This is a genomic window from Paenibacillus sp. NPDC055715 (assembly GCF_053617595.1).
Genome location: NZ_JBSHGA010000013.1, coordinates 39,312 through 53,311, shown reverse-complemented (window position 1 = coordinate 53,311; position 14,000 = coordinate 39,312). Strand labels below are relative to the sequence as shown.

14 protein-coding genes and 1 other RNA gene are annotated in these 14,000 nt (G+C 45.3%); 13 read left to right on the top strand and 2 right to left on the bottom strand.

Annotation, left to right across the window (positions count from 1 at the left end):
• The first annotated feature begins 79 nt into the window (after positions 1-79).
• The 8 genes from ssrA (at position 80) to ACWGOO_RS18555 (ending at position 7,071) form a co-directional block, all read left to right on the top strand.
• Positions 80-444, top strand: a transfer-messenger RNA (tmRNA) gene (gene ssrA, locus ACWGOO_RS18590).
• Positions 445-1,075: 631 nt separating this feature from the next.
• A complete protein-coding gene (locus ACWGOO_RS18585; RefSeq protein ID WP_452485837.1) occupies positions 1,076-1,750 on the top strand; it encodes a hypothetical protein in 675 nt (224 codons plus the stop codon).
• Positions 1,747-3,162 (top strand): hypothetical protein, encoded by a 1,416-nt coding sequence (locus tag ACWGOO_RS18580; protein ID WP_452485835.1) that lies wholly within the window; start codon positions 1,747-1,749, stop codon positions 3,160-3,162. Before ACWGOO_RS18585 ends, ACWGOO_RS18580 begins: the two co-directional genes overlap by 4 nt.
• Positions 3,163-3,238: 76 nt before the next feature.
• A complete protein-coding gene (locus ACWGOO_RS18575) occupies positions 3,239-4,534 on the top strand; it encodes a pentapeptide repeat-containing protein (protein WP_452485833.1) in 1,296 nt (431 codons plus the stop codon).
• A 14-nt stretch (positions 4,535-4,548) separates the two neighbouring features.
• Positions 4,549-5,055 (top strand): hypothetical protein, encoded by a 507-nt coding sequence (locus ACWGOO_RS18570; protein WP_452485900.1) that lies wholly within the window; start codon positions 4,549-4,551, stop codon positions 5,053-5,055.
• A gap of 15 nt (positions 5,056-5,070) precedes the next feature.
• Positions 5,071-5,487, top strand: coding sequence for a DUF4280 domain-containing protein (locus ACWGOO_RS18565; RefSeq protein ID WP_452485831.1), 417 nt, complete (start codon positions 5,071-5,073; stop codon positions 5,485-5,487).
• Between the two features lie 889 nt (positions 5,488-6,376).
• A complete protein-coding gene (locus tag ACWGOO_RS18560) occupies positions 6,377-6,610 on the top strand; it encodes a DUF896 domain-containing protein (protein WP_452485829.1) in 234 nt (77 codons plus the stop codon).
• Between the two features lie 62 nt (positions 6,611-6,672).
• Positions 6,673-7,071 carry a DoxX family protein gene (locus tag ACWGOO_RS18555; RefSeq protein ID WP_452485827.1) on the top strand — a complete coding sequence of 133 codons (399 nt, stop codon included), beginning with the start codon at positions 6,673-6,675 and terminating at the stop codon, positions 7,069-7,071.
• A 91-nt stretch (positions 7,072-7,162) separates the two neighbouring features.
• Here the strand turns inward: ACWGOO_RS18555 and ACWGOO_RS18550 are convergent, their stop codons facing one another.
• Complete coding sequence (locus ACWGOO_RS18550; protein WP_452485825.1) at positions 7,163-8,389, bottom strand: MFS transporter; 1,227 nt, start codon at positions 8,387-8,389, stop codon at positions 7,163-7,165.
• A gap of 222 nt (positions 8,390-8,611) precedes the next feature.
• On the opposite strand from ACWGOO_RS18550, the gene ACWGOO_RS18545 reads away from it, so the two are divergent.
• Genes ACWGOO_RS18545 through ACWGOO_RS18525 form a run of 5 tightly spaced genes read left to right on the top strand, consistent with a single transcriptional unit; the run spans position 8,612 to position 12,667 of the window.
• Positions 8,612-9,190 (top strand): TetR/AcrR family transcriptional regulator, encoded by a 579-nt coding sequence (locus tag ACWGOO_RS18545; RefSeq protein ID WP_452485823.1) that lies wholly within the window; start codon positions 8,612-8,614, stop codon positions 9,188-9,190.
• Between the two features lie 31 nt (positions 9,191-9,221).
• Positions 9,222-9,812, top strand: coding sequence for a PspA/IM30 family protein (locus ACWGOO_RS18540; RefSeq protein WP_452485821.1), 591 nt, complete (start codon positions 9,222-9,224; stop codon positions 9,810-9,812).
• Positions 9,813-9,838: 26 nt separating this feature from the next.
• On the top strand, positions 9,839-10,870 hold the full coding sequence (locus tag ACWGOO_RS18535; RefSeq protein WP_452485819.1) for a TFIIB-type zinc ribbon-containing protein: 1,032 nt from the start codon (positions 9,839-9,841) through the stop codon (positions 10,868-10,870).
• Entirely contained in the window at positions 10,870-11,661 is a 792-nt protein-coding gene (locus ACWGOO_RS18530; RefSeq protein ID WP_452485817.1) for a TPM domain-containing protein, read from the top strand. Before ACWGOO_RS18535 ends, ACWGOO_RS18530 begins: the two co-directional genes overlap by 1 nt.
• 19 nt (positions 11,662-11,680) lie before the next feature.
• Positions 11,681-12,667 carry an SPFH domain-containing protein gene (locus tag ACWGOO_RS18525; protein WP_452485815.1) on the top strand — a complete coding sequence of 329 codons (987 nt, stop codon included), beginning with the start codon at positions 11,681-11,683 and terminating at the stop codon, positions 12,665-12,667.
• Positions 12,668-13,039: 372 nt separating this feature from the next.
• Here the strand turns inward: ACWGOO_RS18525 and udk are convergent, their stop codons facing one another.
• Positions 13,040-13,675 carry a uridine kinase gene (gene udk, locus ACWGOO_RS18520; protein ID WP_452485813.1) on the bottom strand — a complete coding sequence of 212 codons (636 nt, stop codon included), beginning with the start codon at positions 13,673-13,675 and terminating at the stop codon, positions 13,040-13,042.
• Positions 13,676-14,000: the final 325 nt, after the last annotated feature.

Genomic DNA, 14,000 nt, shown 5'->3' with positions numbered 1-14,000 from the left:
GATTCAGCTTCCGATATAGTATCATGCATGCTTATGCTCCGGTATTTCCGGATTTATCCGTGGAGCCCTTTTATAATAAGGGGGCGTTTATGGATTCGACGGGGATAGTTCGAGCATGGGTAGCGGGTAGTGGGGACGCGTCCGCTTCATCAACGCTAAAGCCTATTAAACGGCAAACAACAAAACAACTACGCTTTCGCAGCCTAAGAAACTGTGTGCGTGCTTCTACCCAGCATCGTCCATGTGACTGGGATAGGGGCTAACAAATAGTGGAATACGCTGTCTCATCTCCGCCTGCGGTGAGCTGAAGAAGACAATCAGGCTGACCCGAAGGGAATCCGGTGACAGGGAGTTTCTAGGGTGACATCAAAACTGTCACTACACCCGTAGAAGCTTATGTGTCGTTATCTTCGGACAGGGGTTCGACTCCCCTCGCCTCCATTTAAAAAACCCGCTCACTGAGCGGGTTTTTGCTTTTTATTACGCAAAATTGCAGACCGAATGTAGACATGAAATGATTAAGTGTCAAATTGTACTAGGACTTGTAGACATTATGCCTACAAACTCGGCTTATAAATTTTATGCACTGGATACAAATCATTTGGTATTGACCTTTCATTTGTACAAGCTAAATTTGAAGGGGAATAGAGCAGGTAGAAAGAAGGCTTGGCAAGCAGGTTGACATGGTATTGACTCCATTTCTATAGAAAAATAGCGACGGTATCGACGTTGGCGTAGGATGACGCTTTCGTCGGTACCGTCGTTTTTTAAAGTTCAAGGGGTGTGATTATTTGCCCTTAAAGAGAAAAAGAAGCATCTGGTGTGTGCTCTACATGATGATTTCTTTTTTGGCTAAGACGGATTTAGTTTGATCGGTAGTCCGTTCCTATCCATCCTTTTTTCCATATTAATTTCAGGAATATACATTGAAAATAACGCATGGGATGGTTCTTTCTGTAAACAAAATCTCTATTCTGGCCGATACATACATAAGATGGGCTATTGTTAAATATGCCCTCTTACTTTTGTGTTTTAAAGTAAACTTTCATCTTTTCAAGAAGAAGGGACTACCTCTATGAACTATATGGACGAGCATATCCTAAGTCTCAAAAATAAGTTTAATCATGATGTAGCATCTAATAACGTAAATACGAATCGATCTCAAGCTGATGTACCCGATCAGGACAACTCCGCTGCTGAACAAAACAGGGTGCTGCGGATGGGGGATGAGCTGATCCCGTTGGAATGGAAAACGATTTTGGATGGACAAATGGCGGTTAGCATCCCCCAATTTTTTATCTTGATGCCACTGGAGCAAGCCCGATTTAAATATCCTTCGGAACATCGTCCACAGATCATTTATACCTCTTTGGACGGCACGGTAAATGTCACCTTTAATCCGACAGAATCAGCTTTGGAGGTGGACGGGCTTCCAGGGTTTGTAGAACAAATGGCGGAGGTACTGCGGTCTGTACAACCCATTCGTAACTGGATCGGTACGGAAATGATCGTGAATCGTTCCGGGCTGTCCATCGGAATCATCCGCTTTGTAGCCGCAGGTGTGGATACAAATTTGTACAATGAAATACTGCTGTTTATCCATAAAGGACAGGTGATGATGGGCACATTTAACTGTATGGAATCGGACTTGGAAGCGTGGTTGCCTGTGGTAGAAAATACAGTGCAATCGCTCCAGAGGCTGCCGATTCCCTCGAGTTCCACATTTGAGAAAGGAGTGGATTCGCTATGAGTCTGGGCTACGATAATATCCAAATTCACCCCTACGAGCTGGTTGATCTGGAGCAGCTTACCCTGATAAAGAAAATCAACGAGCATACCCGGCTTTATTTTACAGGAATCATCCCCGAGGATATGCAGGACAGCTATGTGGAAACGACGGAAAAGAACACCGTCATCGAGGTGAGCCAGCGGGATGAAACGGGCGAAAGCAAGCCGCTGTTCAGCGGAATGGCTCTATCGGTCGAAGTGAGGGTCGTTCGGGATGTGTACTATCTGGAGGTGGAGGCGATTTCCCATACCTACCGAATGGACATCCAACAGCGTACCCGTTCTTTTCAATATACGAAAATGACCATTCCTCAGATGCTGAAGCAGATTGGCAAGGATTACGAAGGGCTGGATGTGATTGATGGAGCGACAGGTGGAGAGCAAATCGGAAGGCTGGCCATCCAGTATCAGGAGACGGACTGGGCGTTCTTGAGACGTATGGCCTCCCGGTATCATACGAGCCTGATGCCTGTGGCTCGTTTTGACAGTCCTAAATTTTATTTTGGCATTGAGGATAGCCCTGCACAGGTCGTGCTGGATCATACTCGTTATACCGTGCGCAAGCACATGCTGCCTTTCCGTTATTTTCAGAAAAATGAGCAGGCGAAGGTGACGGAAAATGACTTTATTTTCTATGAGGTAGAAACGGACGAGGTACTGGATTTGGGAGCTCAGATGACCTTTCAGGGACACAGCTTGTATGTAGTGGAAGCCTATACCGAAATGAGGCAAGGGCTGCTGCGGCATCAATATGTGCTTGCCTCGTACAAAGGCTTACGGCAAAAAAGCTACTATCAGGAAAAGCTGGCGGGAGCCTCGTTAAGCGGTGTGGTTGTGGACGTGCGTCAGGATCAGGTGCGAATCCATCTGGATTGCGATAAAAAGCAGGAAGTCCCTAAGGCGCATTGGTTCAACTACTCGACGGTGTATAGTGCTGGAGGTCATACAGGCTGGTACGTCATGCCAGAAAAAGGAGACCCCGTATCGTTGTATTTTCCGGGCAGTCGTGAAGAAGATGGGATTGCGGGGAGTGCGGTCCGACGTGCAGGCAGAGGGAATGGACACAACAAGTTTTCCAATCCGCAAATGAAAATATGGCGAACTCCCCATGGCAAGGAGATTCGTTTGGGGCCGGATGAGCTGGTCGTGACGGGCAAGGATGGCGCTATTTTTATCAAGCTGGATGACAAGGAAGGTATTCATATCGTAAGCAGCAAGCAGGTAAGTATCTCGGCGGGTGGCAACTTGAATCTATCTGCTGGTAAAACGATGAGTCTGTCCGCAGGCAGTGAGCTGCGTATGAATTGCAACGGCAGTCATATTCAATTGAGTGGATCAGCGGATATGAAGGGTAGTGAAGTGAAGTCGAATTAGGCTGTGGTGTGGCGGCTGAATGGCGGCAACATGATGATACGAAATATGAAGAGTTTTAGGCGGTGGATGAAAGCAGATGGAGAAGCCCATAGATGAGCTGGACACGCAGCAACAACAAGCCATCTTGAAACAGGCGTGGTTTTTGATCCGTAGAGACTGGGCGCTGAAGTTCAAGGCGACGCAAGAACGACGGATTCAAGCGTGTGTTGAAGCGTTCCGAGGATACTGTCAGAAGATTCGTCAAGAGCAGCAGGAAGGAAGAAAAGGAAAGATCGGTTATATCACATACTCCATGCTACGCACCACATGGTTGGAGGAACAGCCTGCCTATTTGGTGGAGGCAGCGGACACCTTATGGATGCTTGATCCTGAACCGATTCGATTCGAATATGATGCAGAGTGGACGTTCTCTTATTGGAGCGATTTGCAGCGGAAATTGCGAACGGAGGTGGAGGAACAGCAAATCTCTCTATCAGAGCTAGAATGGGAGCAGGTCATGCTGGAAGCAGCGGTACATATTCATGCGCTAGTAGTGAATGTGATGCGTCTGGCGATGAAACAGGCGGTGTGTTTACCGGAGTTTCAGGAGCTGGAGCGGGAAGAAACATTTGAGATTCGTATTGGAGAGTATCTGGATCAGAGTGTGTCTGTGTATAAAGAAGACCGCAGACCGATGGATGCGAACGTAATCAAGACGTGGCTGAAGGAAAAAGAAGAACAAGCCTACAGCTATCAGGCGTTGGAGGGTAACCAGCTATCGGACGGGGATTATAGACAGTTGGATTTTCGATATACAGCCTTTCGCCAGATCGGGATGGAGCATAGTCGCTTGCATGGCTGTGTCTTGGTTGGAACAGTGTGGGAGGAAAGTCAACTCGATGGAACCGACTTAACGTACAGCTTGCTTCATGGAGCTGATTTTAGCCGATGCTCGATGAAAGGGGCGATATTGGATGTCGTTATGGGCAGCGCCGGATATGGCTCGGATGCTTCTTTAGATTGGGAGCCATTGGGGTTTGCTGGCGTAGATTTCACAGGGACGAGCTTGCAAGGGGCTCGTTTTCAAGATGCACAGTTGCGAGGAGCTGTATTTCAAGAGGCGTTACTACAAAGGGCGTTCTTGAACGGGGCGGATCTAACGGATGCCTGCTTTGCTGGAGCAGATGTGTCAGGTGCTTCCTTTGAGGGAGCTTGTTTGCTCCGGGCCGATTTTACAGACGCAAATGTGCAAGGGGTCATTTTTACCGATGAACAGCGCAGGGAGGCCATTGGATTGAAATTTGTATCCACTGAGGTATCCCATTCATGGGGGGAGCCTTCTACCTCTGCACAGGCGAGGGATGGCGTTAGGAAAAGGGGGTGGTTGCATTGAGATATTTCCGACTGATGATGGACGAGCGTGTGAAACATCGGGTGGAACCTGCTGCGCTGTCTCCCTTGCAGGTGGAGGCCATCCTGTCGAATGCCCCGATGAAGGAACCGCAGGATGCTCCTCTTTTTTTAGATGTACATACTGATCAACGAACGATATACCCAGATTTTTTGGAATTTCCTATGCCGCTGGTGTCGGATCGGCTGAAAGTATTATTGGAGAAATATATGCCGGGACTGGAATGGGAAGCCGCTATTCTCACTGATTTTCAGCAGGCCAGACAGGACGTGTACTGGGTGCTTCGTCCGCCGATGGTTGATTGCCTTTCCGCACAAACGGAGTGGTATCCCAATGATGTGTTGAAGCATTTGGTGCTCAAACAGGGGGATATCCCATCGCCTGTTTTTCGGATTGCGGGACTGATCGAACCCCATATCTATATCCATCTGTCGGTGGCAGAAAGTCTGCTGCGTCGATCTTTTACAGGCATTCGAGTACAACGAATCGAGATGGAGCACTAAGGAGGATGGAGCAAGGTGGAAGAAGCCCAAGTGAAACCGGGAACGGGTGCGAAAAAGAGCTATGTCGTGGCAGGAGCAATTTTAAGCTGTAGTTATGGCACGCAGCCAACCCGTTTGAAACGGCCTTTTAGCCATGGGGTCTACGTGAAAAACAAAGCACAAATGAACATTGGAGATTATGTACCGGGTGTGAACATCAAGTCTTTTGGGAACTGCTCCAGTCTATTAAACCCGGCTGTGCAAGCCAGTGAAATGGTGGACATCTATGGCGTGAAGAAAGCCCCGTGTGTTCCTGTTCTGACCATGCCATGGCTGAACGGGAAGAGCGACATGAGGATTGAGGGCCAACCTGCCTTGACACAAAACTGTACCCATCAGTGTCTGTATTGTGGTCATATCCGAATTGAAAATGACGGGCAGGAGCTGGATTAATGCCCGTTTCATGACTGCTATATTTCGGGCACCACCTCACGGCTTTATGCCGCCCGAAAGGAGAGATGGACTCATTTGAGTGTATTACAAAACGGAATCGGGTTCCACATACAATCTCGATGTGGGAAAGGATGTAATTTTTAGCTGGGCAAGTTACAACTATCATTTCATTGTATGCTAAATATGGAAAATTTACTATAACTACTATAATTATTATTGGGGTATGGATGAGAAAATGCCTACTCATATTTTTGGTTTATTAGAGCAAAAATCTACTTGTTTTTGCAGGGGAGAAATAACTTGAAAAGAAAAATTTATTTAAATAAGAATTGTTAGATGAAAATGAATGAGTTTACAAGAAAAATGGGTCTGTTGAAAATGGGGGATTATTATTTGGGAGAATGAATCCTCTCTGGGTTGAAATATATGACATATCGGATGCCGGGCCTAAAGCAATGAGGAGCAAGGAAATTTGCCCGTTTAGGGATTATCAGGCCACCTTTTCAAACAACCTAAGCATCACGTAGCGGCGGATTGTGGATTTACCGTGCCACGGTTCGCCTCCATCGATCAAATCCACAACTTGTAGCTTAAAGATGAATTCTACGTGTTCCTTGTAGACGATCACCTTTTCTACATAGCTGCCGATGAACTTCTTGATCTCAGGAAGGTTCCGGCTGGTGATGTGGTCCTGAAAGCCAGAAAGCAGTTGTCGCAGAGCATCCTCTGTATTGACTGCTTTTTCTTTTTCTCTGTAAGCAACCCAAGGGTTGATCTTCTTTTCTTTTGAATAAGTATTGACACGGATAGAAAAGTATTATATCTTTATATCAAGATAAACAAAATAAAGATATAACCGATCAAAAAAATTAAATATGGAGGTATAGATATGATTACAATTTTAAAAAGAATTAATCAGCTTGCAAAAAAAGAAAAAGAAATCGGGTTAACTGAAATTGAACAAATTGAACAAACTGATCTTCGCAAAGAATACCTTCAAATATTTCGGGGTTCTATAAAAAGCATTCTCCTGAATGCTACTATTTATGATCCGCATGGAGACGACATTACTCCTGAAAAACTAAAAAGAGAACAGGCTCAAATAGTACAGCAATGGACTTAATTTTATCAAATATCTTTAATTAAATAATCTTAAAATTAATAATAATATGGAGAGTGATTTTTATGTTGGCAAGTGGATTGTTACTGGTACGTTTGGTGGTTGGATTGTTGTTGGTCGGGCACGGAGCTCAGAAACTGTTTGGATGGTTTGGCGGCTATGGTCCAAAAGGCACCGGCGCTTGGATGGAATCGGTCGGAATTAAACCGGGAGTATTCATGGCCGTATCTGCTGGGTTGATGGAATTGCTGGGAGGAGCACTATTCGCTTTGGGACTACTCACTCCATTGGCTGCATTGTTCATTACGGTGACTATGCTCGGAGCGATTTTCAAAGTACATGGCCAAAACGGGATTTGGGCAACAGCTAATGGCTATGAATATCCGCTAATCCTCATTGCAGTCGTAGTTGGTATTGCATTGACAGGGGCGGGTCCATATTCCATCGATGCAATCCTTAAATAAAAGTTATGAACCTTTAGAACACAACATCCCCTATTCGCCGTATGTATCTCTAACTACTTAGACGAATAGGGGTGATTGTTTTGTTGTATGGTTATTCTGCCGAAGGTTTCTTTTGTACGTCTCCACTCGTTTCTTTCTCAGTGAAAAAGTAAAGTAAAGCTAGCAGCGGCAGGGCGACTCCAATGAGAGAGCTGAAATTCCAACCTCCTTGTGCATAGGACCAACCGCCTAACGATGATCCAATGGCTCCGCCTACGAAAAAAATAGACATGAAGAGTCCGTTTAGACGCCCCCTCGCTTCACTTCCTAAGGAGTAAATCACACGCTGCCCAAGTACAAGATTTCCCGATACGGCCATATCCAGTGTAATCGCTGAAAGAAAGAGCAGTATGAGAGCAACAGTCGAATGGTTTTGAAAAAGATAGATTAGCAAAAAAGACAAGGCGGCAATGATCATGGCTAGCCCGGTTAACAATCTGCTCCAGCCTTTATCAGCCAGTCTTCCGGCAATCGGAGCTGCTACTGCTCCGCCCACACCAACTAAAGCAAACAATGCAATACCTTGCTGGGACATTCCGAAATCATCTGCCAATCGTAGAGGAACAACAGTCCAAAATAAGCTAAAGGCTCCAAATAGACAGGCTTGATATAAGGCACGACGGCGCAATACGGGCGTTTGTTTTAAAAGAGTGCCTAGAGAGAAAATTAATTTTCCGTAAGATACCGTAGGCGCAGGCTTGCGCTCAGGAAGAGCTCGCGAGAGCAGAACCGTCAACAGCGTCACGACAATCGCTGACAAAATAAATACGGCTTGCCACCCCCAGATGCTGGTTATAAAGCTTGCCACCGGTCGTGCGAACATAATTCCTAGCAACAGTCCACTCATTACATTCCCGACAACGCGGCCGCGCTGCTCTTCAGAGGCTAAATAGGTGGCATACGGCACCAGGATTTGGGCTACCACAGATCCAATTCCAATGAACAGAGATGCGGTCAGGAACAACGGGGCATTGGAGGCGAATGCGGCTGTGAGCAATGCACCGACTGTAATGATTAGCGATACGACCATGAGGCGTCGATTTTCAATAATGTCACTGAGCGGTACGATAAATAGCAGCCCCACAACATAACCGATTTGAGTTAAAGTGACAATGAAGCCTGCCGTTGTGGAAGAAAGGCCCATGGCAACATGGATAGGTCCTACAAGGGTTTGAGCATAATAAAGATTGGCAACGATCAGGCCGCATGCGGCTGCCAACAGAAACATCATCCCATTTGAAATACGGTTACTTTCTATTGTTTGTTGTTCTCTTTGCATGATAATCCTCCTCGTAATTGTTTAGTAATTGTGCAACAACATTCATTATTTCAGTGCTACCAGCAAAAATAAATACTGAACGTATAGTTCATTAATTCGATAATCAAATATTATACTGAACGTTTGGTTTTGTAAATAGGTAAATTCGGTTTTATTTTTACTCGTCATTTGATATACTGAACGTACAGTTTTTTTGATTATCTATTAAAAAGGGGCATTCCAGTGCAGAGTAAAAGAGGACGTCCGCGTAATGTCGAGACGCAAAAGTCTATCCTTACCGCTTCCTATGATCTACTGTTGGAGCATGGCTTTGGAGCGGTTACGGTAGAAAAAATTGCTGAACGAGCCAAAGTTAGCAAAGCGACCATTTATAAATGGTGGCCTAACAAGGCTGCTGTGGTGATGGATGGTTTTCTATCAGCTTCCATAGCAAGATTGCCCGTGCCCGACACAGGTTCTGTATTAGATGATATTCTCATTCATGCCACGAATTTAGTACGGTTCTTGACAAGTCGGGAGGGTAAAATCATTACGGAGTTAATAGGTGAAGGGCAGCTTGATTCAGGATTGTCGGAGGCATACCGGACCCGATATTTCCATCCTCGGCGGCTTGAAGCCAGGCTTCTTATGGAGCGGGGGATTGAGCGTGGCGAATTGAAGAACAATCTTGATATTGAATTAAGCACAGATCTCATTTACGGACCGATTTTTTATCGATTGCTGGTAACAGGTCATCCATTAGACGATTCCTATGTGCAACAATTAGTAATAAATGCGTTCGAAGGAATTCGCTCGGACTGAATCGCGGAGTCCTCTGGGCCATGGTCATAGTATGCAGGAGAATGAAGAGATTGGAAAAATTGCTGCCGCCCATAGCAAAACCATTACACAAACGATTTTGCGTTGGCATATCCAACTGGGCGCGATTCCAATCCCGAAAAGAGCTTTGGATGAATGCAGAGCCGAGATCAAAAAGCTTCAGAATTATGCTATGAAGGCAGTGGAAGCTGGCAGTGACGAGGACGCTCGAAAGTTTCTGGAGAGAAAGGCAACGCAGGTGGAGAAACGGGAACAATTCGAAACGGCTTATGACTTGGCTTCCTCAAACGCCGCAAGTATGAAACAAATGCAGGATAAACTGGTGTCCGATATGGACCAATTGGAAGCACGGCGCATCAAACTAAAAGGAAAAATGGCGGTTGCCAAAGTACAGCAATCATTGAACGCCATGGGCGACAAGGATTTCGTTGTCGAAGCTATGGAAGAGAAGGTTAATCGGGTTTATGATGAAGCGATGGCTATAGCCGAGCTTAGAGCAGGGACGCAGGACGATCTGGATGATTTATTCGCACAAGTTGAGAAAAGCACGAACGCAGAGGACGAATTGGCTGCGATCAAAGAAAAAATGAAAGATCAGAAATAACAGTTCTTTATGATAGAGGTGAGCAGATGCCGGTTATCGAATACAAATGCCCAAACTGCGGCAGTGGCATGGTCTTTGACAGTGAAACAGGGATGTTATCTTGTCACAGTTGCGGAAGAAAGGACAATATCGAGAATTTTCCTGATCCTCTGACGAATCATGTTTTTCTAGAAGACGAGGCTCAGGAGTACCATTGTACTAGCTGCGGAGCAATTATTATGACCGAAGTAGAGACAAGCGCGACGGTTTGTAGCTTTTGCGGATCAGCGGTTGTGCTCGGCGAACGACTGACCGGGGAGCTGGCTCCGGCGCAGGTCATTCCTTTTTCGATCAGTAAGGAAGAAGCAATACAAGCATTCCGAAAATGGTGCAAGAACGGCCGTCTGACGCCAAGTCGGTTCATGACAGCAGACCGAATCAAGGGAATCACCGGGATGTATGTGCCCTTCTGGTTATATGATTTACATAATAAAATTGAGGTTCAGGGTCAGGGTACCAAGGTGAGAACCTATACGAGCGGCGACTACGAGTATACGGAAACGCAGCATTTTGATGTATACCGGAAAATCCGTCTGAATTATGTGAAGGTTCCGATTGATGCTGCTGAGAAAATGAACGACGAGCTGATGGATAAATTGGAGCCTTTTCCTTACGAACAGCTGAAAAGCTTTAAAACCCCGTATCTCGCCGGCTACATTGCGGAGAAATACAGTTATAACGACGAGGAGCTTTTCCCGCGAGTGAAAGAAAAAGTGAAGGAATATATGGATGCTTATATTCAGTCTTCGGTGTCAGAGTATACTGCTGTGGACTATACGGATAAGCAAATTGATACAGCATTAAAGAATGCCGATTATGTCCTGCTCCCGGTATGGGTAATTCACTATGACTACAATCAATTGGAGCATACGTTTGCCATGAACGGTCAGACGGGCAAGGTAGTCGGCAAGCCTCCGATTAGCAAGGTCAAAGTGACTGCCTGGTTTGCGGGTATTTCCGGTATCTCTTTCCTTTCATTGAAGCTAATCACTTGGGTGATCATGGGGGGGATGTTTTAATGAAAAGGGTTGGACTGATCCTGGCAATCTTGTTTTCCTTCGCTGCTTTTCTAGCTGTTCCGATGGAAGTGAAGGGCGAAGCGGCTACAACGGAATGGAAGTCATTGATTTATGATGAAGCGGGTCTGCTTCATCAGACAGAGTATGATGAGCTGAACACGATGGCTAATCAATACGGGGCCGAAAGAGGGACGGACATTATTATTTTTACCTCCAACAACCCCGACAATATGGATGTTATGAAAATGACGCAGGACTTTTATGATGATCATGGACCTGGATATGACAGGTCTCATGGAAATGCGATTATTTTAACGATGGATATGAGAAATAGAGAGATTTATTTGGCCGGTTTTTACAAAGCGAAGCGGTATCTGGATGACGACAGACTGGATAAAATACGTGACGAGATTAGCCCGTATCTGACGAGCGGTAACTATGAGCTTGCATTCCAAAAATATATTTTAAGTGCGCACAGGTATTTGGGAATCCGACCAGGAGTGAACCCGGACAGTATATTTTTTAGTACGGCGTTTCAATTGGTGGTTTCACTGGGATTGGCGGGGATTATCGTGGGTAAGATGGTTTCCAATTCCGGTGGCCGAGTTACGGTAAATCGGCAGACCTACGAGGATACGGGCAATTCAGGGATTCTGGAGCATCGGGACCAGTACCTTCACACCACGACAACGAAACGGAAGATTGAAAAGAGCAGCAGCAGTAGCGGCTCAAGCGGGGGCGGAACCACCAGTGGCGGTCATTCGCATAGTGGCAGCAGAGGATCATTTTAACTGAAGGGATGGATGCAGAGTGGGGTTCTTTAGAAATCAATTTGCGAATGTGGTAGAATGGGAAGAATTTAGAGATGATATGATTTTTTGGAAATGGAGCAATCGGGAGATTAAAAAAGGAAGTAAGTTAATGATCCGCTCCGGTCAAGACGCGATTTTCATTAATAACGGCAAGATTGAAGGGATTTTCGAGAATGAAGGATCTTACAATATAGATTCTGAGATTATCCCGTTCCTGTCTACGCTAAAAGGGTTTAAATTTGGCTTTAACAGCGGCATGAGAGTAGAGGTTTTATTCGTCAATACGAAGGAGTTTACTGTCAAATGGGGGACGCAGAATCCGGTTTTGATCCCGACTCCCCAGCTTCCGGGCGGTATGCCTATTCGTGCGAATGGCACGTTTAATTTTAAAGTGGACGATTATGTTAAGCTCATAGATAAGGTTGCCGGGATGAAAGACAGTTATCTGGTGGAGGATGTTAAAATCCGGATTACTTCTGTGCTGGACCAGTTGTTAATGAAGTGGATCAGTAGAGAAGGGAAGGACATGTTCAATCTGCAAGCGAATGCTTCTGATATTTCCAAAGGCATTCAAGAAGATCTGGATATGCAAGTGATGGACAACGGGATGACGATTACAGGCTTTCATGTGATGAGCTTCAATTATCCTCAAGAAATTCAGGATATGATTACGAAGACGGCTTCTCATGAAATGATCGGTAACTTGCAAAAATATCAACAGGTCACGATGACCGATGGTATTGCATCTGGCAACGTAAAAGGTGGCGGCGCTGCTTCGGATATGGCGGGTATGATGATGGGGATGAATATAGCGAATGAAATGATGAAAAATTTGAACCCCAACCAAAAGCCTTCGGTCGAGAACCAACCTGAACCTGCTGCTCCTTCCCCTTCTGGAGACCATACAAAGCTCAATTTCTGCCCTAACTGTGGCGTGAAAAACGAAGGAGCTAACTTCTGTCCGAATTGTGGTCAGAAACTATGATGGAAGCCAACGTTAAAAAAGCTTGAAAGGTACACGCTAATTTTCCAAATCGTATAGCGATTCGAAGATAATGCTTAATTCGATTGAAGAAACATTCCACCTCCGTGACGTTCTTTATAGAGCTACCCATCACAATCACGTTGAACTTTACGGGATTTTTACTGGGAATTACGGGGGTGGCGTTTTCTTCCTCAAGAAGATTCAGGATGGCATTCGTATCGTATGCTCGATTGTAAATAAAGGCGAGTGAAAAACATGCTAACATAAACCCCTGTGTAATCCAAAGGCAATTTAGTTCAAATGGCATGGAAAACGACAAAAAAGGCCGCCGAGAAGATCTCGACAACCTGAGTAAACCGGGCTACCTTTACCTTAAACGGTACCCCATGTCCGATCACCTGCCAAATATCTTTCCGTCAAAATAGATAGCAGTTGAATGCCAACCTCATTGTGTCCTCCCTCAGGGAGAATCAGGTCTGCGTATTTTTTGGAAGGCTCAATAAATGCCTCGTGCATAGGCTTAACGGTACTCAAATAGTGATCGTGGATCGACTGAATGGTGCGCCCTCGCTCCTCAATATCCCGAAGTACCCGGCGAAGTATACGCACATCCGGATCGGTGTCGACAAATACCTTGATGTCGAGCAGTTGACGTAGCTTTTCGTCGGACAGTACGTGCAGTCCTTCCAGCATGACGATATGATTGGGCAGAAGCTCTACCGTCTCGTCTGTAGAACGCGCATGAACTGTGAAGTCATATACAGGCGCATGGGTCGCTTGTCCTTCTTTCAGACAATGGAGATGCTCAATAAGCAATTCGTTGTCAAAGGCAAACGGATGATCATAATTGACCAAAGCACGTTCAGCATGGCTCAGATGTGAATGGTCTTTATAGTAGTTATCCTGAGATATGAAAGTCACTTTGTTTGATCCCAGACGTTCAACGACAGCGCGTGCTACCGTTGATTTACCGGAGCCCGTACCGCCGGCAATACCAATAATAAGCATGGCGTTTCACTTACCCTTCCCTGTATGTATCCCGATACAACTCAAGTATTGTAGCACAACGCGCACTTTTTTTCATCAATGCAGAGCTTTGTGTTTCTTCCATTGTGATTTTATGAAAGAGCATTTGCTGTGTTCGCGAAAAGGGATGAAAAATTAATAGAGAATTTAAGTAAAAAATAAGTAATTAGACATATTTTAATATTAAACCGTATAAAAGTAGTAGCTTCGAAAGCTGTAGAAGCGGTGGAAGATTCCGAATAAGTATATTGGACAAATGTCAGAAGAAAATAAAGTTCTAGACTGAAAAATAAAGTATTAGACTGCC

Bases quoted from the DNA above. Each gene is read 5' to 3' on its own strand.
- ACWGOO_RS18585 (WP_452485837.1), top strand. From the start codon at position 1,076: ATGAACTATATGGACGAGCATATCCTAAGTCTCAAAAATAAGTTTAAT.
- ACWGOO_RS18580 (WP_452485835.1), top strand. From the start codon at position 1,747: ATGAGTCTGGGCTACGATAATATCCAAATTCACCCCTACGAGCTGGTT.
- ACWGOO_RS18575 (WP_452485833.1), top strand. From the start codon at position 3,239: ATGGAGAAGCCCATAGATGAGCTGGACACGCAGCAACAACAAGCCATC.
- ACWGOO_RS18570 (WP_452485900.1), top strand. From the start codon at position 4,549: ATGATGGACGAGCGTGTGAAACATCGGGTGGAACCTGCTGCGCTGTCT.
- ACWGOO_RS18560 (WP_452485829.1), top strand. From the start codon at position 6,377: ATGATTACAATTTTAAAAAGAATTAATCAGCTTGCAAAAAAAGAAAAA.
- ACWGOO_RS18555 (WP_452485827.1), top strand. From the start codon at position 6,673: ATGTTGGCAAGTGGATTGTTACTGGTACGTTTGGTGGTTGGATTGTTG.
- ACWGOO_RS18550 (WP_452485825.1), bottom strand. From the start codon at position 8,389: ATGCAAAGAGAACAACAAACAATAGAAAGTAACCGTATTTCAAATGGG.
- ACWGOO_RS18540 (WP_452485821.1), top strand. From the start codon at position 9,222: ATGCAGGAGAATGAAGAGATTGGAAAAATTGCTGCCGCCCATAGCAAA.
- ACWGOO_RS18535 (WP_452485819.1), top strand. From the start codon at position 9,839: ATGCCGGTTATCGAATACAAATGCCCAAACTGCGGCAGTGGCATGGTC.
- ACWGOO_RS18530 (WP_452485817.1), top strand. From the start codon at position 10,870: ATGAAAAGGGTTGGACTGATCCTGGCAATCTTGTTTTCCTTCGCTGCT.
- udk (WP_452485813.1), bottom strand. From the start codon at position 13,675: ATGCTTATTATTGGTATTGCCGGCGGTACGGGCTCCGGTAAATCAACG.